The 20,394-nt window shown below is 68.1% G+C and carries 13 protein-coding genes and 7 pseudogenes; 11 read left to right on the top strand and 9 right to left on the bottom strand.

Annotated elements, in window-relative coordinates; genetic code table 11:
- The 3 genes from AD428_RS28810 to AD428_RS07200 all read left to right on the top strand — a co-directional run.
- Nucleotides 1-429: CoA transferase (locus tag AD428_RS28810; RefSeq protein ID WP_255352194.1), on the top strand; the 429-nt coding region annotated here is incomplete at its 5' end.
- Nucleotides 417-962: a CoA transferase gene (locus AD428_RS28805; RefSeq protein ID WP_255352195.1), complete on the top strand. Its 546-nt coding sequence runs from the start codon at nt 417-419 to the stop codon at nt 960-962. The genes AD428_RS28810 and AD428_RS28805, both read left to right, overlap by 13 nt.
- 53 nt (nt 963-1,015) lie before the next feature.
- On the top strand, nt 1,016-2,011 hold the full coding sequence (locus AD428_RS07200; RefSeq protein WP_053244666.1) for a tripartite tricarboxylate transporter substrate binding protein: 996 nt from the start codon (nt 1,016-1,018) through the stop codon (nt 2,009-2,011).
- Nucleotides 2,012-2,030: 19 nt separating this feature from the next.
- Here the strand turns inward: AD428_RS07200 and AD428_RS07195 are convergent, their stop codons facing one another.
- From AD428_RS07195 to AD428_RS07185, 3 genes are all read right to left on the bottom strand, one after another.
- A complete protein-coding gene (locus AD428_RS07195; RefSeq protein ID WP_200907984.1) occupies nt 2,031-2,348 on the bottom strand; it encodes a cupin domain-containing protein in 318 nt (105 codons plus the stop codon).
- 99 nt (nt 2,349-2,447) lie between these two features.
- Nucleotides 2,448-4,040, bottom strand: a complete 1,593-nt coding sequence (locus tag AD428_RS07190; protein WP_053244203.1) for a GMC family oxidoreductase — start codon at nt 4,038-4,040, stop codon at nt 2,448-2,450.
- A complete protein-coding gene (locus AD428_RS07185; RefSeq protein WP_053244202.1) occupies nt 4,037-4,858 on the bottom strand; it encodes a shikimate dehydrogenase family protein in 822 nt (273 codons plus the stop codon). The genes AD428_RS07190 and AD428_RS07185 overlap by 4 nt, the downstream gene beginning before the upstream one ends.
- 206 nt (nt 4,859-5,064) lie before the next feature.
- Here AD428_RS07185 and AD428_RS07180 point away from each other — a divergent pair, with 206 nt between their 5' ends.
- Together AD428_RS07180 and AD428_RS27600 are read left to right on the top strand one after the other, a co-directional pair.
- Complete coding sequence (locus AD428_RS07180) at nt 5,065-5,772, top strand: GntR family transcriptional regulator (protein WP_053244201.1); 708 nt, start codon at nt 5,065-5,067, stop codon at nt 5,770-5,772.
- Between the two features lie 40 nt (nt 5,773-5,812).
- The gene (locus tag AD428_RS27600) at nt 5,813-6,490 is read left to right on the top strand and encodes an iron-containing alcohol dehydrogenase (protein ID WP_235489367.1); all 678 of its coding nucleotides are present in this window, start codon (nt 5,813-5,815) and stop codon (nt 6,488-6,490) included.
- Nucleotides 6,491-6,896: 406 nt separating this feature from the next.
- Here AD428_RS27600 and AD428_RS07170 read toward each other — a convergent pair whose 3' ends face one another.
- The 3 genes and pseudogenes from AD428_RS07170 to AD428_RS07160 form a co-directional block, all read right to left on the bottom strand.
- Nucleotides 6,897-7,832, bottom strand: a complete 936-nt coding sequence (locus AD428_RS07170; protein WP_053244665.1) for a 3-keto-5-aminohexanoate cleavage protein — start codon at nt 7,830-7,832, stop codon at nt 6,897-6,899.
- Entirely contained in the window at nt 7,825-8,778 is a 954-nt protein-coding gene (locus AD428_RS07165) for a 3-hydroxyacyl-CoA dehydrogenase (protein ID WP_053244664.1), read from the bottom strand. The genes AD428_RS07170 and AD428_RS07165 overlap by 8 nt, the downstream gene beginning before the upstream one ends.
- Nucleotides 8,778-9,558, bottom strand: a pseudogene (locus AD428_RS07160) (SDR family oxidoreductase). Before AD428_RS07160 ends, AD428_RS07165 begins: the two are co-directional and overlap by 1 nt.
- A gap of 311 nt (nt 9,559-9,869) precedes the next feature.
- Between AD428_RS07160 and AD428_RS07155 the strand changes: the two are divergent.
- The 3 genes and pseudogenes from AD428_RS07155 to AD428_RS07145 all read left to right on the top strand — a co-directional run.
- Nucleotides 9,870-11,068: pseudogene (locus AD428_RS07155) on the top strand (ABC transporter substrate-binding protein).
- Nucleotides 11,069-11,190: 122 nt separating this feature from the next.
- Complete coding sequence (locus AD428_RS07150; RefSeq protein ID WP_053244198.1) at nt 11,191-12,057, top strand: branched-chain amino acid ABC transporter permease; 867 nt, start codon at nt 11,191-11,193, stop codon at nt 12,055-12,057.
- Nucleotides 12,058-12,079: 22 nt separating this feature from the next.
- Nucleotides 12,080-13,684: pseudogene (locus AD428_RS07145) on the top strand (branched-chain amino acid ABC transporter ATP-binding protein/permease); the annotation flags it as partial.
- 1 nt (nt 13,685) lies between these two features.
- Here AD428_RS07145 and mutS read toward each other — a convergent pair.
- Nucleotides 13,686-15,994, bottom strand: a pseudogene (mutS, locus tag AD428_RS29350) (DNA mismatch repair protein MutS); the annotation flags it as partial.
- Nucleotides 15,995-16,629: 635 nt separating this feature from the next.
- Here mutS and AD428_RS29345 point away from each other — a divergent pair.
- From AD428_RS29345 to AD428_RS07115, 3 genes and pseudogenes are all read left to right on the top strand, one after another.
- Nucleotides 16,630-17,295 (top strand): annotated as a pseudogene (locus AD428_RS29345) (CRISPR-associated endonuclease Cas3''); the annotation flags it as partial.
- 611 nt (nt 17,296-17,906) lie between these two features.
- Nucleotides 17,907-18,839, top strand: a complete 933-nt coding sequence (gene cas3, locus AD428_RS29910) for a CRISPR-associated helicase Cas3' (protein ID WP_432205840.1) — start codon at nt 17,907-17,909, stop codon at nt 18,837-18,839.
- A gap of 219 nt (nt 18,840-19,058) precedes the next feature.
- Nucleotides 19,059-19,609 (top strand): annotated as a pseudogene (locus AD428_RS07115) (tripartite tricarboxylate transporter substrate-binding protein); the annotation flags it as partial.
- Nucleotides 19,610-19,663: 54 nt separating this feature from the next.
- Here AD428_RS07115 and AD428_RS27570 read toward each other — a convergent pair.
- Both AD428_RS27570 and AD428_RS27565 read right to left on the bottom strand, forming a co-directional pair.
- Nucleotides 19,664-19,942 (bottom strand): hypothetical protein, encoded by a 279-nt coding sequence (locus AD428_RS27570; protein ID WP_235489371.1) that lies wholly within the window; start codon nt 19,940-19,942, stop codon nt 19,664-19,666.
- Between the two features lie 35 nt (nt 19,943-19,977).
- Nucleotides 19,978-20,394, bottom strand: a pseudogene (locus tag AD428_RS27565) (sulfite reductase flavoprotein subunit alpha); the annotation flags it as partial.

Here is a 20,394-nt window from a genome sequence, read left to right as displayed (position 1 = left end):
CTGAAGCAGCCGGACGGCAGGAAGGCGCTGGCTGCGCTGGCGCGCGGCGCGGACGTGCTGATCGAAAGCTTCCGCCCGGGCGTGGCCGCCCGCCTGGGCGCCGATTACGCCACGCTCGCGGCGGAGAATCCGCGCCTGGTGTATTGCAGCATCAGCGGCTACGGCCAGGACGGCCCGCGCAGCGGAGAAGCCGGGCACGACCTCAATTACGCCTCGTGCACGGGCGTGGCGGAGCAGATGGCCGGCGCATCGGGCGAGCCCGCGCTGTCGAATCTGCCGGTGGCCGACGTGCTGGGCGGATCGCTGACCGCCGTCATGGGCGTGCTCGCCGCCCTGTTCGATGCCCGGCGCACCGGAATCGGTCGCCATGTGGACATCGCCATCGCCGACGGCTTGCTGGCCGGCAACGTGGTGCGCTGGCCACGCTGAACGCCAGCGGCGGCACCCGCCCCCCGGGCACCGACGCGCTGTCGGGCGGGCTGGCGTGCTATGGCCAGTACCGCACCCGCGATGGCCGCTGGCTGGCCGTGGCCGCGCTGGAGCCCAAATTCTGGGAGGCGCTGTGCCGCCGGCTGGAGCGCCCCGACCTGCTGGCCGGCCATCGCGATCCCGCACGCCAGCCGGCACTGCGGGCCGCACTGGCCGCCATCATCGGTTCCCGTCCGCTGGCCCACTGGGCATCCCTTTTCGAGGGAACGGACTGCTGCGTCTCTCCGGTGCTGACCCTGGCCGAGAGCCTGGCGCAGCCGCAGGTGGTGGCGCGCGGGATGCTGCGCCGCACCGAGCATCCCCGCCACGGCGCGGTCCTTCATATCGCCTGCCCCGTCAAGATGTCGGGATTCGAATTCGCCATCCGCCGCCAGGCCCCCGAGCCGGGTGAGCATACCGAACAGGTTCTGCGCGAGGCGGGCTATCCGCCCGCCGAAATCGCCAGCCTGGCCGCGCGCGGCATCGCCCTGTAGGGACATGCAGGCGCCGCGCGTCAATTCCCACCAAGACAAGGACGGAGACACCCATGACGCAACCCTTCCATCGCCCGCCGTCGCCCAGACGCCGCTCGCTGCTCAAACTCGGCCTGGGCCTGCCCGCCGCCCTCGCCCTGCCGCAGGCGTCGCGCGCGCCGGCCTTTCCCGAGCGACCGGTGACGCTCATCGTGCCTTTTCCCGCCGGCGGCGCAACCGATACGCAGATGCGCGCGCTGTCGGTCGCGGCCGCGCGCGAACTGGGACAGCCCGTCGTCGTCGCCAACCGTCCCGGCGCGGGCGGGACACTGGGCCCGGCCGCCATGGCGCATTCCGCCGCGCCCGACGGCTATACGGTTTCGGTGGTGGTGGGCACGCTGTTCCGCTACCCTTTTCTGCAGCCGGTCAACTACGATCCGCTGCGCGACTTCACCTATATCGCCTGCATGACCGCCTATTCGTATGGCATCGTGGTGCGCCAGGACGCTCCCTGGAACTCGCTGGCCGACCTGATCGCCGACGCCCGCGCGCGTCCCGATGCGATCAGCTACGGCGGAACCGGAGCGGGCGGGTCCGGGCGCATCGCCATCGAGCGCCTGTCGCGCCTGACGGGCGCGCGCTTCAACTTCATCCCGTTCAAGGGCGCGGCCGAGGAAACCACCGCGCTGCTGGGCGGGCACATCCAGATGGTGGCCGACGCGGGCTGGGGGCCGATGATAGACACCGGCAAGGCGCGGCTGCTGGCGGTGATCGCCAGCGAGCGGGCCCGCCGCGTGCCGCGGGCGCCCACGCTGGTCGAGCTGGGCTACGACATCGTCGCCTCCAACCCGGTAGGCATCGCCGGCCCCAGGGGCATGGATCCCGCTGTCGTGAAAACGCTGCAGACGGCGTTTCATCGCGCGTCGCGCGACCCGGAATACAACCGCGCGCTGGACAACGCCGACCAGCCCCACATGCTGATGGACAGCGAAGCCTACACAGCGTTTGCCGTGCGCCAGGTCGCCGAGGAAAAGAAGTTCGTGGCCGAGCTGGGCCTGCGTGCGCAGTAGGATCCGGGTCGCCCTGGGGCTACCGCCGCGCGATGAAGTAGATCTTGCGCACGGAGCGGTCCACTTCCCAGCGGCCGGTGTAGCCGTCCGGCATGACGAAGGCGGAGCCGGGCCTCAGTTCGTGCACGGTGCCGTCCGGGTCCACCAGCCGGGCTTCGCCGGCGACGATGTAGCCGAACTCGATGTAGCCCGCGGTATTGGCCTGGAAGCTGCCGGCCGAGCTTTCCCAGACGCCGGCCTCGGCCTTGCCGCCATGGCCCTCGAAGGCGGTAACGGCAAGGAAAGCGGCGTCGCCCGAAATGGGGCGGCGCGGCTTTCCGGGCTCGGCGTTCTGCATTTGCGTGGGGTCGATGCGCACCAGGCGCGAAGAGTCGTGGTTCAAGGCGGCTCCCTGGAAAATGACGAAAATGCCCGGCCAGCATCATAGCCGCGGCGTTCAGCCCGCGTCTTCCAGGATCATCTCCGCGCCGCGCTCGGCCACCATCATGACGGCGGCCTGGGTATTGCCCGACACCATCCTGGGCATGACCGAGGCGTCGACCACGCGCAGGCCCTCCAGGCCATGGACCCGCAGCCGCGGGTCGGTCACGGCGGCCGGGTCGGCGCCCATGCGGCAGGTGCCGATGGGGTGGTAGATGGTCTGGCCGTTGCGCCGCGCGAAATCCAGCCATTGCTCGTCGGTCTGGACCTCCATGCCCGGACTGGTCTCGGACGCGATGTAGGGCCGCAAGGCGGGCTGCCCGACGATGTGGCGCGCCATCCGCATGCCGCCGATGAGACTGTCGCGGTCGACCTGGGCGGACAGGAAGTTGGGCCGGATGACCGGCGCCGCCATGGGATCGGCCGACCGGATGTGGATGCTGCCTGCGGATTCGGGGCGAAGCTGGGCCACGCCCAGGGTCATGCCGGGGTGGCGGTCCAGGATGCGCTCGGCGGCGTTGGCGTAGCTGGCGTGCACGAAGAAATACTGCACGTCGGCCGCCGGCAGCCCCGGCGAACTCTTCACGAAGCTGTGCACCAGGCCCGTGCCCAGCGTGAGGATGCCCTTGCGGCGCAGGTAGTAGCGCGCCACCTGGCGCGCCAGGCGCCAGCCGCGCGACATCTCGTTGAGGGTGACGGCGCCTTTGACCCGCCAGTTCATGCGGGTGGCGAAGTGGTCGATGTAATTCTCGCCCACGCCGGGCCGCGCATGCACGATCGCGATGCCATGCGCGCGCAAGCGGTCGGGGTCGCCCACGCCGGAAAGCTCCAGCAATTGCGGCGACTGCACCGCGCCCAGGCAGACCAGGGTTTCGCGGCCCGCGCGCACGACGTGCTCCTCGCCGTTCTTGCGGTAGGCCACGCCCACGCAGCGCCTGCCCTCGAACACGAGCCGGGTGACGTGCGCGCCGCATTCGATCTTGAGATTGGCGCGCCCCGAGGCGGGCCTGAGGTAGCCGTCCACCACGCTCCAGCGCCGGCCATGGCGCTGCAGCACCTGGTAATAGCCCACCCCTTCCTGTACGCCGCTGTTGTAATCGGGGTTCCAGGGCAGGCCGGCCTGCTGCGCGGCCTGCACATAGGCATCCGAAACCGGAAAGCGCTCCGAAACCTCTTCCAGGTACATGGGCCCCTGCTTGCCCCGGGTTTCGTCGCCAGCCTCGTAGTTCTCGATCTTGCGGAATACGCGCTCCACGCTGCGAAAGCCCCAGCCCGCGGCGCCCGCCGCCTCCCAGGCGTCGTAGTCGGAGGGCAGGCCGCGCACGTAGATCATGCCGTTGATGAGGGACGATCCTCCCAGGCCCTTGCCGCGCGGCACGGAAATCACGCGGCCCAGCGTGTTGTCTTCGGGCTCGGTGGCGAAGCGCCAGTTGTATTCCGGATTGACCAGCAGCTTGGAGAAGCCCGCCGGAATCGAGATCCACATGCTGCGGGCCTCGTGGCCGGCCTCCAGCATCAGGACCCGGTGCCGGCCGCTCGCGCTCAGGCGGTTGGCCAGGATGCAGCCGGCGGTGCCCCCGCCGGCGATGATGAAATCGAAGTCGCTCATCTCGCGGTTCCGGAAGCGTCGCGCGGCTTCACGCCCATGGTTTCCGCCATCAGCGCGATCTGGCAGGCCAGCATGGGAGCGCCATAGTGGATGCGGCAGCCGCGCGCCTGGGCGGCGCGCAGCAGCGGCGTGTCCTGCGGCTGCATGATGACTTCGCATACGATCTGGTCGGGTGCCAGGCGGCTGGCGTCCAGCGGCAGCGGATCGTTTTCCTTCATGCCCAGCGAGGTGCCATTGACGACCAGGTCGTGCCCGGCAGGATCGGGGCCGCCGATGTCAATGCGCGCCTGCGGATGCAGCGACAGGATGCGGGCCTTCAGGTCTTCGGCCTTGGCCGTGGTGCGGTTGGCGATGGTGAGCCGCGACACGCCCGCCTGCGCCAGCGCGAAGCCGATGGCGTTGGCCGCGCCTCCGGCGCCGGCCAGATAGGCGCTCTTGCCGGCGGGATCGATGCCCGCCTCGCGCAGGCCGCGCACGAAACCCTCGCCGTCCAGCATGTCCGCCACCAGGCGGCCGTCCGGTTTGCGCCGCACCACGTTGGCCGCGCCGATTTTCTGCGCCACCGGCGACACCTCGTCCACCAGCGCCAGGATGGCGGACTTGTGCGGCATGGTGACGACGAAGCCGCCCAGGTTTTCCAGCGCCCGCAGGCCGGCCACCACCGCCGCCAGGTTGTCGGGCCGCGCATGCAACGGCACGCACACGCCGTCGAAACCGATGCGCGCGAAATGCTCGTTCAGGCGCTGGGGCGTTTTCACGTGATAGATGGGATCGGCCAGGATGCCGAACAGCCGGGTGTTGCCGCTGATTTCCTTCATGAGTGGATGCTCCTCTTTATCTTGCGACAGGGCAGGATATCGCGCGCCGCGCGGCCCTGGCTTTTCGTCCGAAACCGGGCCCGCCGTTTCCGGCGCCGCCGTTTTCTCCAATAATATATGATATATAATATATATTCATCGCTTCGCCCAGGCTACGACGGGCTAGAATCCGTTCCCGGACTCCCTACCCGCCAGCCTTTACCGCCATGCCCAGTCTCAAACCGGTCAAGAAAGAGAACCTGTCCGTCAGGGTCTACAACGAAATCCGCAACGCCCTCATCAACGGGCAGTACGAGCCCGGCGAGCGCCTCATCATCGGCGAACTGGCCCAGGAAATGGGCGTGTCCATCACGCCCGTGCGCGAGGCCATCTTCCGCCTCATCAGCGAACAGGGGCTGGAAATGCAGGCCGCCACCGCGGTGTACGTGCCCTACGTCAACTCCGAGAAGCTGCGCGAAATCCAGCAGATCCGCTTCCACCTCGAAGGCATGGGCGCGGCCGAGGCCGCCAAGAACATCACGCGCAAGCAGCTCGACAACCTGATCGCGCTGCAGCAGGAATTCATTTCCTGCACGTCCACCGACCCCAAGCGCGCCAGCTACCTCAACCGCAAGTTTCATTTCGCCATCCTGGAAGCCAGCAACAAGCCCATTTTGCGCAACACCGTGGAATCGTTCTGGGTCATTACCGGGCCCATCCTGAAGGTGTTCCACGTCAAGACCGCGGGGCTGGACTACTCCCAGGGGCAGCACCGCCACGAGGCCGTGCTGGAGGCGTTGGCCGCGCGCGATTCCGAGGCCGCCGCCAAGGCCATCCAGGCCGATCTGGTATGGGGCGGCAAGATCATGATCGACTGGCTGGTGGAGCGCGAAAAAGAACTCGACTACCGCCCGCCAGGCGCACGCAACAAATAGGGAGCAAGCATGCTGAAGATCTTCGGCGCCGGGCCGCTATGTGCAGGGCCCCGGCGCGCTGGAATCGCTGGGCGATTACGCGGCGCTGTTCGGCCCCCGCGCCGCGCTGGTCATCGACCGCCACGTGCACGGCATGCTGGGCCCGAAGATCGAAAGCCTCTGCGCGTCGCGGCAGGTGGGCCTGACGCCTCTCTTCGTGGAAGGCGACCTCACGCCGGACCAGGTGCAATCGCTGCGCTCGCAGGCCGCGCGGGCGGCGCCCGACATGGTGATCGCCGTGGGCGGCGGCAAGGCGCTGGACGCGGGCAAGGCGGTGGCCAAGTCGGTGCACCGCCATCTGCTCACCGTGCCCACGGTGGCATCCAACGACGCGCCCACCAGCAAGAACTACGTGCTCTACGACGCGCATCACCAGCTCCTCGCCGTCGAGCACATGCTGTTCAATCCCACCATCGTGCTGGTGGACACGGCGGTCATCGCCACCGCGCCGGCGCATTTCTTCCGCGCCGGCCTGGGCGACGCCGTTTCCAAGAAGTTCGAGGCCGGGCAATGCGCGCGCAACGGCGGGCTCAATATGTACGACGCGGCGCCGCCGCTCACGGCGCAATGCATTGCCGACGGCTGCCTGCGCGTACTGCTGGCCGATGGGGCGGCGGCCCTGGACGCGGCCGGCACCGGCGGCCCACGCCCGCCTTCGAGCGGGTGGTGGAAGCCATGATCCTCATGAGCGGACTCGGGTTCGAAAGCGGCGGCCTGTCCATCGCCCACGCCCTTACGCGCGGCCTGCCGCGCATTCCCGGCGTGCCGCCGCGCTGCACGGGCTGCAGGTGGCGCTGGGCCTGCTGGTACAGCTCGATCTGGAACGGCGCGACGACGACATGCTGCAAACCCTCACGCAGTGGTACGGGGCCGTCGGCCTGCCGCGCAGCCTGCGTGAGCTGGGCGCCCAGCCTTTCGACGACGGGGTGCTCGAAACCGCGGCCAGCCTCACGCTCAAGGCCCGCCACGCCGCCAATTTCGACCGGCGGCTGACGGTCGCCGAGCTGGCCACGCCCTGCGGCGCCGCGCCTGAGCCGGCCGCGCCTGAGCCGGCCGCGCCTAAGCCGGCCGCGCCTGCCCCCTTTTCAGAACGCCACGTTGTCCTTGCCTTTCAGGCCCAGCTTGGCGCGGGCCTCGTCCGGCGTCGCCACCTCCAGGTTGAGCGCCTCGATGATGCTGCGAATGCGTTCGACCTGCACGCGGTTCGACTCCGCGAGCTGGCCGGGGCCGATCCACAGCGAGTCCTCCAGCCCCACGCGCACGTTGGACCCCATGGCCGCGCCGATGGTCGCCAGCGGCATCTGGTTGCGCCCCGCTCCCAGGATGGACCACTCGTATTCCGAGCCGAACAGGCGATCGGCCGTACGCTTCATGTGCATCAGGTCTTCCGGGTGCGGGCCGATGCCGCCCAGGATGCCGAACACCGACTGAATGAAGGGCGGCGACTTCACCAGGCCGCGGTCGACGAAGTGCGCCAGGTTGTACAGGTGGCTGATGTCGTAGCACTCGAACTCGAAGCGGGTGCCGTTGGCGTTGCCCAGCGCGAGAATCGACTCGATGTCCTGGTAGGTGTTGCGGAAGATCAGCGAGCGGCTGTTCTCCAGGTGCTCGCGCTCCCAGTCGTGCTTGAACTCCTTGAAGCGGTTCAGCATGGGGAAGAGGCCAAAGTTCATCGACCCCATGTTGAGCGAGGCCAGCTCCGGCTTGAAGGTGGTGGCCGGGCGCATGCGTTCTTCCACCGTCATGTGCGGACTGCCGCCGGTGGTGATGTTGATGACGGCGTCGGTTTCGCTCTTGATGCGCTCCAGGAACGGCTTGAACAGCGCCGGGTCTTGCGAGGGCTTGCCCGTCTGCGGATCGCGCGCGTGCAGGTGCAGCATGGCCGCGCCCGCCCGGGCCGCGCCGATGGCCGCCTCGGCGATCTCGTCGGCCGTCACCGGCAGGTGCGGCGACATGCTGGGCGTGTGGATCGCGCCCGTCACGGCGCAAGTGATGATGACCTTCTGTCTGGCTTTAGCCATTCTCGTCTCCGTTGCTTTGTTTGTGGCGCATCAGGCGCATGAGTTTTTCGTCGCGCCAGAAGCGGCGCCGGGCCAGGTCTTCCTCGGGCAGCAGCGCGCGGCGTTCGCGCGCCAGGGTCTGGACGAGCTCGCCCTCCCAGGGCACGCACTCGCCCTGCGACGCGCCGATACCGCGGTACAGCCCGCCGTAGCGTTCGCAGTAATCGGCGATGCCGCCCGGTGCGTTGAGGTCTATGGTTTCGAACGGCCCCATGAAAGACCAGCGCAGGCCCAGGCCGTCCTTGACCGTGGTGTCGATGTCTTCGGCGCTCGCGATGCCCGCGCCGGCGAGCCGGAAGGCTTCGTGCAGCAGCGCGCCCTGCAGGCGGTTGAGAATGAAGCCCTCGATTTCGCGGCGCAGGGTCACGGGCTTCTGGCCGATGGCGCGCATGATGTCGGCGGCGCGCGCCACGGCCCGCGGATCGGTCCATGGCGCGGGGCAGATCTCCACCACGGGGATCAGGTAGGGCGGATTCACCGGATGCGCCACCAGGCAGCGGCCGCGCCCGGCCAGGTGCCCGGTGAAGGCGCTGGCCGGAATGCTGGACGTGGAGCTGCCGATCACGGCGTCGGGATCGGCCTCGGCGTCCAGGCGGGAGAAAAGCTCGCGCTTGACTTCCACCTTTTCGGGGGAGTTCTCCTGCACGTAGGCCGCCCCGCGCAATGCGGCCCGCAGGGTGGCGGCCACGCCTACCCGCGCTCCGGCGGCGCGGGCGTCGTCCACCATGCCCTGCGCCTCGAGCTCGCCCAGCTGCCGCAGCACGAGTTCGCACCGCCCGCTCGGCGCGCCGTCGGCGGGGTCGTACAGCCGCGCCTCCCAGCCCATGCGGGCGAATACGATGGCCCAGCCCTGGCCGATCAGGCCGCAACCGATGATGGCGGCGCACGGCCGCTGCCCGGCGCCCATCAGCAGAGCTTCTGCGTGAAGCCGTCGACCACGATGGCCTGCCCGCTCACGCTGCGCGCGGCCTCGCTGGCGTTGAACAGCGCCATGTTGGCGATGTCGCGCGCCGTCACCATGCGGCCCAGCGCCGCCTGGTTTTCGTACTGGGCGGCGATTTCCTCGACCGGCCGGCCCAGGGTCGCCGCCTTGGCGGCGATGACCGCGCGGATGCGCGGCCCTTCCACCGCACCCGGCAGGATCGCATTGACGCGGATGCCGTGCGGCCCCAGCTCGATGGCCAGCGATTTCGTGAAACCGATGACCGCCCACTTGGAAGCCGAATACACAGAACGGCCGGCGAAACCGAGATGGCCGGCCGCCGACGACATATTGATCATGACGCCGCGCGGGACTGCTTGAGCATGGGAATGGCGCGGCGCGCGCACAGGAACTGGCCGGTGATGTTCACCGCCAGCGTGCGGTCCCAATCGGCCTTGCTCAGGGTTTCGACGAAACCCGTGGGGCCCGCAATGCCGGCATTATTGATGAGCACGTCCAGGCCGCCCAGGGTGTTCGAGACGGCTTCGAAAAGCGCGTCGACGCCGGCCTCGTCGGATACGTCGGCCTTCATGGCATGCACGCCGGGCAATTCAGCGGGCAGCGCGTCCAGGCGCTCCTGGTTGACGTCGCAGACGAATACCGAGGCGCCCGCATGCCGGAACACCTTGGCCATTTCCAGGCCCAACCCGTCGGCGCGGCCGTGATGAGCACTTTTCTGCCGGTGAAATCCACTTCCTCGAACATGCGCGTGTCTCCTCGATTGTGGTGTATGGGCGCCGGCCAATCATATACGATATATGATAAAAATCGCGCCGCCATCGTCAAGCGAATGAATTTTCCGTCGTGTCGGCAAGCCGTGAAATACATGCCTCACAGGTCTGCCCGCTGCGCGCTAAGGCTTTATTCATGCGGCTTGAGGGAAATCCCCGATTCGGCCCGCAAGCCCCGCCACTAGAATCCAATTCGAGGTTTCGTACCCCGCCAGGCCATATATCATATATTTCCAAAAACAGACGGACCAGAGTCCGCACACCAATCACAAAGGAGCGTAGACAGTGTTCAAGTTCAACAAACTTGCTTTGGCGCTGGGGATGTGCGGCGCATTGGCGGCCGGTTCGGCCGCGCCGACGTAAAGGTGGGCGCCCTCTTTCCGTTCAGCGGAGCGCTGGCGCTGCTGGGCCAGGAGAGCTACCGGGGCCTGGAGCTGGCGGTCAACGAAATCAACGCCGCGGGCGGCATCAACGGGGAGAAGATCGAAATCGTCAAAGCCGACGCGGTGGATCCCACCCAGGCCGTGTCGGAAACCAAGCGGCTCATTTCGTCCAATGTGGCGGCGGTGTTCGGCAGCTATGCCTCCGGTATTTCCTATGCGGCCTCCCCCGTCACCGAACTGGCCGGCGTGCCCTATTTCGAGCTGGGCGCCACCGCGCACAAGATCACCACGCGCGGCTATAAGTACCTGTTCCGCAGCAACCCCAACACCGGCCTGTACGGCGTGGCCGTGGTGAACGCGCTGCACGACATGATCGCGCCGGGCATGGGCCTGGATCCCAAGGACATCCGCATCGGCATCATCCACGAAGACGGCCCTTACGGCACCGATGTGGCGGCCACCGAGAAAAAGCGCGCCGAAGAGCTTGGCTACACCGTGGCCGAAGTCCTGCCCTACTCCGCCAAGACGGTGGACCTGTCCTCGCTCATCCTGCGCCTGAAAGGGTCCAAGGTGAACGTGGTGCTGCAGACCGCCTACCAGAACGACGCCATCCTGTATTTCCGCCAGGCGCGCTCGTCCGGCTTCAAGCCCAAGGTCGTGGTGGGCGCGGGCGGCGGCTACTCGCTGGCGGATACGGCCAAGGCCGTGGGCGCCGACATGAACGGGGTGTTCGACCTGGACTTCCCGCAGGCTTCCATCAACCCCGCCGGCGCGCCCGGGCTGGACAAGTTCCTGCAGGCCTACAAGACCGCCTACAAGTCCGATCCGCAATCGGGCCACAGCCTCACCAACTACGTGGGCGCCAAGGCTTTTTTCGAAGCCATGGCCAACGCCAAGTCCACCGACAAGGACAAGATCCGCGCGGCCGTGCTCGCCTACAAGAAGCCCGCCGGCCAGACTGCCAACGGCTGGGGCTTCGACTTCGGGGAAGACGGCCAGAACAACGCCTCCACCTTCTACGTGATGCAGTGGCAGGACGGCAAGCTGGTCACCATCGCCCCTGAGAACCTCGCGCTCGGCAAGCCCGTCTTCAACAAGTAGGCGCATTGCCGCATTGCCCGCGCCGGACGCTCGGGGGCGTCCGGCGCTGACCGGGGCATGCCGGAGCGGCCCGCCGCCCGCATGCCCCGCCCCGGGGCCTGTTCACATTAGAAGACTGCACCATGGATATCTTTATTCAACTGGTCATCAACGGCCTGTTGCTGGGCGGCGCCTACACCATCATCAGCCTGGGCCTGACGCTGATCTTCGGCGTCGTGCGCGTGGTGAATTTCGCGCACGGCGAGTTCCTGATGGTGGGGATGTACCTGGTCTACCTGATCGCCGCCCATTTCGGCGTCCATCCCTATGCCGGGCTGATCCCGGTTGCCGTCATCCTGTTCGCGCTGGGCGTGCTGACGCAGCGGGCGGTCATCCAGCCGCTGCTGCACGCGGACCAGCACATCCAGATCTTCGCCACCGTCGGCATCTCCACCATTCTGCTCAACCTCGCGCTGGTGGTGTTCGGCGCCAACGTCTTCCGGGCCCCGGCGGACCTGGGCACGGGCGCGATCGACGTGGGCCCGTACTCGATGGTGACCGGCCAGGTCATCACCTTCGTGGTCGGCATCGGACTCGCGGCGCTGCTGCACGTGTTCATGCACCGCACCTATCTGGGCCGCGCGCTGCGCGCCGTGGCCCAGCACCGCTACGCCGCCACGCTCATGGGCGTGAACGTCAACAGCGTCTATGCCATCGCCTTCGGCCTGGGCACCGCCTTCGTGGGCGTGGCCGCCGGGCTGCTGGCGCCGCAATACCCGGTGTTCCCCACAGTGGGCACGTATTTCGTGCTGACGGCCTTCGTAATCGTGGTGCTGGGCGGGCTGGGCAGCCTCTACGGCGCGGTGGCCGGCTCCATGATCATCGGCATCGTGGACACGCTGGCCGGCTACTACATCGCCCCCGACCTGAAAGAAGTCGTTTACTTCGGGATCTTCCTCTTGATCCTTGTCCTGCGTCCGACCGGCCTGTTCGGCGTCGGCACCGAGTGACCCGCACAACAAGGAGCCAGACGTGTTTCCCGATTTCCGACATCCCAAGACCTACGTCAGCCTCGTCCTGCTGATCGCGATGTTCCTCGTGCCCCTGGCCATGGGCACGCCTTTCTGGACCAACCTGTTCGTGCTGCTGTTCGTGTTCTCGGCGCTGTCCGTGGCCTGGAACGTCGTGGGCGGCTACGCGGGCCAGCTCTCGCTGGGCCATGCCGTGTTCTACGGCATCGGCGGCTACACGGCCACGCTGCTCACGCAGAACTTCGGCATCTCGCCGTGGTTCGGCATGATCGCGGGCGCGGCGATCTCCGCCGTGGTGGCCATCGTCATCAGCTACCCCACGCTGCGGCTGCGCGGGCCGTTTTTCGCGCTGGCCACCATCGCCATCCTCGAAGTGGTGCGCCTGCTCGTGATCCACGAGGAGAGCTGGACCGGCGGCTCCAGCGGCATCAGCCTGCCGCTGAATATCGGCTGGACGTGGATCGTGTTCCGCGAAAAGATCAACTACGTCATCATCGCCTTCGCGCTCTTCGTGCTGGTGACCTGGGTGTCGTGGTACATACGCAAGTCGCGCATGGGGCACTACCTGATCGCCATCCGCGAACGCGAAGACGCGGCCCTGGCGGTGGGCATACACACCGTACGCATGAAGATCGCCGCGGCGGTGGTGTCCGCCGTGCTCACCAGCATCGTCGGCGCCTTCCACATCACCTACCTGACCTTCGTCGATCCCAGCTCGGCCTTCTCGCTGGAGCTCTCGGTGCAGATCGCGATGTTCGCGCTGATCGGCGGCCTGGGCACGGTGGCCGGCCCCATCGCCGGCACCTTTCTCGTACTGCCCATCGCCGAGCTGGCGCGCGGCTGGCTGAGCAGCGTGGGCAACGGCATGCACGGGCTGATCTACGGGCTGATCCTGGTGATCGTGGTGCTGACCATTCCGCGCGGGCTTGCCGGCGCGTTCGGCCCGGCCATCGAGCGCTGGCTGGCCCGCCTGCCCTATCTCGGTTCGCGCAGGCCGGCGGCCGCGCTGGCCGACGTGCAGCCGCTGCGCCCGGCCGCCGCGGCCGGCAAGCCGGTGCTGAAGGCCGAAGGGCTGTTCAAGAGTTTCGGCGGCCTGCGCGCCACCGACAACGTATCCCTCACGCTGAACCAGAACGAGATCCTCGGGCTGATCGGGCCCAACGGCGCAGGCAAGACCACGGTGTTCAACCTGCTTTCCGGCTTTCTCTCGCCCGACAAGGGCGCGGTCAGCATGCTGGACGCCAGCGGCACCTGGGTGAGCTGCAAGTCGCCCGACCAGTTCGCGCACCGCGGCCTGGGCCGCACGTTCCAGATCGCCAAGCCGTTCACCGGCCTCTCGGTGCTGGAGAACATCATGCTGGGCGCCTTCATCCGCACCACCGACCGCGACGAGGCCGAGCAGATCGCGCTCAAGGTGGCCGAGCAGACCGACCTGACGAAGTACCTCAACGCCGAGGCCCGCAGCCTCACCGTGGGCGGCATGAAGCGCCTGGAGGTGGCGCGCGCCCTGGCGATCCGGCCGCGCATCCTGCTGCTGGACGAGGTGATGGCGGGCCTGAACCCCACCGACATCGAGAAATCCATCCAGATGATCCGGCGCATCCGCGGTTGGCCGCCGCCGGCTGTTCGGCGGGCAGGCGCGTCATCTCGAAGTAGTGCGTGGCAAACAGCGTCAGCGCGCGGTTGTGGGCGAGCAGCCGGCAGGCGATCGCCCAGGCCAGCGCCAGGCCGTCGTAGGTGGAGGTGCCGCGGCCGATCTCGTCCATCAGCACCAGGCTGCTGGGCGTGCTGGACGAGAGAATGGCGGCCGCCTCGGTCATTTCCATCATGAAGGTCGAGCGTCCGCCCGCGAGGTCGTCGGCCGCGCCGATGCGGGTGAAGATCCGGTCGATCTTGCCGATGCGCGCCCGCGCGGCGGGCACGAAGCTGCCCACCCGCGCCAGCAGCGCGATCAGCGCCACCTGCCGCATGTAGGTGGACTTACCGCCCATGTTCGGGCCGGTGATGAGCAGCATGCGGCGCGCCGGGTCGAGCCGGCAGCCGTTGGGCGTGAAACGCTCGATGGCGCGTTCGACCACCGGGTGGCGGCCCGCCTCGATGTCGATGTCGGCCTGTTCCGACAGCTCCGGGGCCACCCAGTCGTGGCGGCGGGCATGGTCGGCCAGCGCGGCCAGCACGTCCAGCTCGGCCAGCGCCGCGGCGCAGTCCGACAGGGGGCGCACGTGCTCGGCCAGCACGTCCAGCAACTGCTCGAACAGCCACTTCTCGCGCGCCAGCGAGCGGTCTTGCGCCGACAGCACCTTGTCTTCCCAGCTCTTGAGCTCGGGCGTGATGTAGCGCTCCGCGTTCTTCAGCGTCTGGCGCCGGCGATAGTCGTCGGGCACCTTGGCGGTCTGGCCCTTGGTGACTTCGATATAGAAGCCGTGCACGCGGTTGAACTCCACCCGCAGGTTGGAGATGCCGGTCCGTTCGCGCTCGCGCGCCTCGAGCTGCAGCAGGAAGTCGCCGCCGTCGGCGGCCAGCGCGCGCAGCTCGTCCAGTTCGGCGTCGAAACCGGTTGCGAGCACGCCGCCGTCGCGGACGGCCACGGCCGGCTCCGGCGCGATCGCCCTCGCCAGCAGCGCGGCAAGCGCCGGGTCCACCGACAGGTGCTGCGCCAGTTCGGCCAGGCGCGAGTCGCCCGCCAGCGGCGAGACCAGGTCGTGCAGCGTTGGCGCCTGCAGCGCATCGCGCAGGCTGGCCAGCTCGCGCGGCCGGACCGAGCGCAGCGCCAGGCCGGGCGGCGATGCGCTCGATGTCGGGAAAGGCATTCAGCGCGTTGCGCAGCGATTCCAGCAGGCCCTGCGCGGCAAAGGTTTCTTCCAGGTCGAGGCGGCCCGTGAGCAGGGTGGAAATCGCCCGTTGGCGCGCCAGGGCCGGTGCGTTCTCGCGCAGCGGATGGTGCAGCCAGCGCCGCAGCAGGCGGCTGCCCATGGGCGTGCGGCAGCCGTCCAGCAGCGAGAACAGGGTGGGCGAGTCTTCGCCGGCCAGGGTCTGCGTCAGCTCCAGGTTGCGCCGCGTGACCGGGTCGAGCAGCACGTACTGGCCGGGCCGCTCGGCCGACAGGCTCTGCACGTGCGCCAGCGCCTGCGACTGCGTGCGCGCGGCGTAGCGCAGCAGCGCCCCGGCCGCGCAGATGCCGGCCGGCATGTCTTCGACGTCGAAGCCCGCCAGCGTGTCGGTCTTGAAGTGCGACAGCAGGTGCGCGCGCGCGCTGTCGGCCTCGAAATGCCAATCGGGCACCCGCGCCCGCGCGCCCTCGAAGGCGAACGGGAAGTCGGCGCTCTCGGCGCACACAATCTCGGCCGGCGCGATGCGGTGCAGCTCGGATTCGAGCTGCGCCGGCGCGCATTCCGTGACGCGGAAATCGCCGCTGGCCAGGTTCAGCCACGCCAGTCCGGCGCGCGGCGCGCGCGCGTGCCGGTGACGAACACCGCCGCCAGCGCCCGGTCGGCCTTGGCAGCTGCAGCAGCGCGTCGTCGGTCAGCGTGCCCGGCGTCACGATGCGCACGATGCGCCGCTCCACCGGCCCCTTGGACGCGCCCGGATCGCCGATCTGCTCGCAGATCGCCACCGACTCGCCCAGCGCCACCAGCCGCGCCAGGTACTGCTCCATGGCATGCACCGGAATGCCTGCCATCGGGATTGGCGAACCGTTGGACGCGCCGCGCTTGGTCAGCGTGAGGTTCAGCAGACGCGCGCCGCGCTCCGCGTCCTCGTAGAACATTTCATAAAAATCGCCCATGCGATAGAACAGCAGCAACGGGCCGGCCTCCGCTTTGAGGCGGAGATATTGCTGCATCATCGGAGTGTGGCCGTTGAGCGACTCGTCGCCGGCGGCCCGCGATTTCTGGGTTTTTGCTTGTCCTGCTTGCATGGATAGGTGGGGAATTCTGTTGTGTGGGGCGGCGGCAAGTCCGCGGCCGCCCGTTCGTTGCGCCGGCTTCGGCCGCCTTCTGGAGCGCTATTTTATGAAAGCCGCGCCGCGCTGTTGCCCGGCCCGTTTGGGTTCCGCGCATCGGCCGCCGGCCCGCCGCCGGATGCGCGCCGCGCGGCGGGCGCGGCCAGGACGACACCTTACCATTGATGCGCCGGCAGGCCCGACGGCAGAGGCGGGCGGTCGCGTGCCTCTGCCTCTGTTGCGGTGCGCCCGGCAGCACCCGGGCGTCCCGGACGAGGTGCATCGGTGCACGCGCACCCATGGCGCCGCTCTGTTCATGAGATCAATCGGCTCGGCGTCGGTCGCGCGCGGCAACAAAGGTCGGCACGGACCGGCCCCCATTCGACGGCACGGCAACGTTCGTACGCAAGTGTTCATTGCGCTCACTGGTGTTCATGCGGCGCAGTGTCGCCGGGGCGGCAATGCCGGCGCTGGCGTGCAGAAACCATTCAAGCGCAACGCAAGAGGCCGAAGGTAAGTGCTTCAAGGTCCGGAAGCGGCGCCGGGCGGATTGTGGGAAATTTTACTTTTTGAATTAAAAAGCCATAATTCAAAGGTAGCGCAAACCGGCAATGCCGCTGCGCGTGCTCGTCATGTTCCACAAAACGCATGAATCGATGACAGTCAGCGCTTCGTATTTTGCCTATTGGGGAAAGGCGTCGCCTGTCCAGGCGGGTCTGGATCGCTATCATCTCCTGGCCTTTCACGGCCTGGATGTGGCCGCATGCGGATGGCAGCTGCTCCAGCTGCCGCAGTTTTCCCTGACGCGGCTTGCACAAGCGCTTGGGTGGCCGCTGCCCGTGGTGAATGCCTTGGCGGTGTTCTTTCTGGCGCTGCACGACGTGGGCAAGTTTGCCCGAGGCTTCCAGGGCCGGGCGCCGGGCCTGTCGGCGGATCTCGTGCAGAACGATGCCGGCATGCCCTACCAGTATCGGCACGATACCTTGGGCTGGATCTTGTGGCGGGACGATCTTGCCCCCGAGACGCTTGCCGACGTTCTGCCGAATGCCGAAGGAGATTTCTGGGCGGCCTGGATGAAAACGGCGGTGGGGCACCACGGCAAACCGCCTCATGAAGCCAGCCGCGATGGGCTGTCCGGCCTGTACGTCGAGGACCACTTCCTCGACGAGGACAGAAAAGCGGCCGCGGCCTACACCCAGGCGCTGGCGGCGGGCTGGGCGCCGCCCGATATTCCGAAGCCCGGCCGGGAGCAACTGGAAATGCTGCGGCAGCACGCATGGCGTTTGGCCGGCCTGGCGGTGCTTGCCGATTGGCTGGGGTCCAATCAGTCCGTCTTTGCCTATCGCCAGGAACCGCAGGATCTGTCGACCTATTGGCGAAACACCGCCTTGCCGCGCGCGCAAACCGCCATCCGCCAGGCTGGCCTGCAAGCGCAAACGGCGCGTCCCTGGTCCGGACCGACGGGGCTTTTCGATTATCTGCGCGAACCTACGCCGCTGCAGCACTATGCGGCCAGCGTGGCGCTGGAAGCCGGGCCGCAACTGTTTCTCCTGGAAGACGTCACCGGCGCGGGAAAGACCGAGGCCGCGCTCATGCTCGTGCAACGGCTCATGGAGAAAGGGTTGGCGTGCGGGCTGTACTTCGCCCTGCCGAGCATGGCGACGGCCAATCAGATGTACCAGCGGGTCGGCTCGGTATATCGACATCTGTTCGCCGACGATGCCTTGCCATCGCTGGTGCTGGCGCACGGCGCGCGCCATCTCATGGAGGGGTTCAGGCAAAGCATTCTTCAGTCCGACGTCTGCCGGCAGACCGCAATTACACGCCCGAAGAGGCCACGGCCTCGGCCGCATGCAGCGCCTGGCTCGCGGACAACAGAAAGAAAGCATTGCTGGCCGAGGTCGGGGTGGGCACGATCGACCAGGCCCTGCTGGGCGTGCTGCCCGTGCGGCACCAGTCTCTGCGCTTGTTGGGCCTGGCAGGCAAAGTGCTCGTCGTGGATGAGGTCCACGCCTACGACAGCTACGTGCGCACATTGCTCAAGCGCCTGCTGGCCAGCCATGCACGGCAGGGCGGCAGCGCCATCTTGCTGTCGGCGACCTTGCCTTCTTTCTACCGCGCAGAGCTTTTGCAGGACTACCGCGCCGGCCTGGGCCTGCCGCCGATCGACGTCGCGCCCGATCTGCGCTATCCGCTGGCCACGCGCATGGGCGAGGACATTGCGGTCCATGCCTGCCAGACCCGGCCCCGGCTGGTGCGGCGCGTGCAAGTGAACTTTTGTCATCGCGAGGACGAGGCCGTTGCCGCCGTGTTGGCTGAGGCGGCCGCCGGCCGCTGCGTGTGCTGGATCCGGAACACCGTGGAGGACGCCCTGCGGGCCTGCGATCTGCTGGCGGCCAGCCTGCCCCCCGATCAATTGACGCTCTTTCACGGAAGATTCGCCATGGGCGACCGGCTCGACATCGAGGACCGCGTGCTGCGCGATTTCGGCGCGCGCTCGGGTCCGCAGACGCGTCGTGGCCGTGTGCTGATCGCGACTCAGGTGGTGGAGCAGTCGCTTGATATCGATATGGATGCAATGGTCACGGACCTGGCGCCCATTGATCTGCTCATCCAGCGCGCCGGTCGCCTGCAACGGCATGCCCGCCTGCCCGACGGCACGCCCGCGCCGGACGGCATCGAGCGGCGCGCGCCGCCTGTGCTTCACGTGCTCTGCCCCGTTATTGAGGACGAACCCTCCGCGGACTGGTATGCGAGCCTGTTTCCCAAGGCGTGCTACGTCTATCCGAACGTGGGGTGTTCCCCGCGTATGCGGGGATGAACCGCATTCAGGGCGGCAATCAGGTCAACATAACCGGTGTTCCCCGCGTATGCGGGGATGAACCGTTGTCGCGCGGCTCACGGCCACAGGCGGCCAGGTGTTCCCCGCGTATGCGGGGATGAACCGATACTGAGGCAACAACAGATCAAACGACAGGGGTGTTCCCCGCGTATGCGGGGATGAACCGTCCTTTGGGTCGCCAAACATCTTGCCGAGGCCGAGTTTGTCTCGCGCGTGCGGGCCAATCCGGGCAAGGACGGATACGCGAATGCGGGGGCAGGCGGAGTCAACGACCTGGGCATGATCTGGTTCCTGCAGATCATCGGCGGCAAGATGAACAGCATTTCGTACCGCGGGTCCGCGCCCGCGCTCACCGACACGGTGGGCGGGGTGGTGCCGGTGATTTTCGACAACTTCCCCTCGTCGCTGCCCTATGTGAAGAGCGGCCGCTTGCGCGCGCTGGCTATTACCGGCGCGGTCCGCAATCCGCGGCTGCCGGAACTGCCCACCTTTGCCGAGCAGGGCTACAAGGACTACGACGTGACGGCCTGGTACGGCGTGGTGGCGCCCGCCGCCTGGCCGAGGACGTGCGCGACAAACTGGCCGGCGCCTTCGCCCAGGCCGTGCGCGATCCGGCCACCGCCGCGAAAATGGAAGAAAGCGGCGCCTTTCCGCTGGGCAACACGCCCGCCGAATTCGCCGCGCAGATCCGCGCCGAGCGCGACCGCTGGAAAGGCGTGATCGAGAAAGCGCAGATCACGCTGCAATGAGCCGGCGGCCGCGCCTGGCCTGAAGCCCGATCATCCGCCTGTGCGCCCTGGGGCCTAGTACACGTCGCGGCGGTAGCCGCCTTCGTGCTGCAGGGCCAGCAGGCGCTCTGCGCCCAGGATCTCGCGCAAGGCCGCGTCCACGCCCGCGGCCATGCCTTGCAGGCTGCCGCAGACGTAGATCGCGGCGCCCGCTTCCACCCATTGCCGCAGCTGCGCCGCCTGCTCGGCCAGCACGTGCTGGACGTAGCGGCGCCGGGGCTGGTCGCGCGAGTAGGCACGTCGGCGCGCGCCAGGGTGCCGTCGGCCAGCCAGGCTTCGATTTCGGCGTTGCAGAAGGGCGTCGCGGGCGGCGCTGCGTTCGCCGAAGATCAGCCAGTTGCTCCGATGCCCGGCGGCGCGGCGCTGCTTGGATGTGGGGCGCGCAGGCCGGCCAGCCCGGTGCCGTTGCCCACGAGAATGAGCGGCCGCCCGTCCGCGGGTGCATGGAAATTGCGATTGACCCGCACGCGCAGCTCGATCTCGTCGCCGATGCGGGCGATTTCGGTGAGCCAGCCGCTGCCCAGCCCCAGGCTGCCGTCGGGCGCGCGCATCTGGCGCACCAGCAGTTGCAGGCAGCCATCCTGCGGCAGCGAGGCGATGGAATATTCACGGTGGGGCAACCGTTGGCCGCCGCGCTCGCGGCGCGGGCCGATTTCGGCGATGTCGCCCGCCTGCCACGCGGCGCGCGCGCCGTCGCCGGGCGCGAGGGACACGAGGTAGCACGGCCCTCCCTCGCTGCCGGGGTT

Source organism: Achromobacter sp. DMS1 (assembly GCF_001270295.1).
The sequence above is the reverse complement of the archived record's forward strand: the minus strand, read 5'-3'. Positions and strand labels throughout refer to the sequence as shown.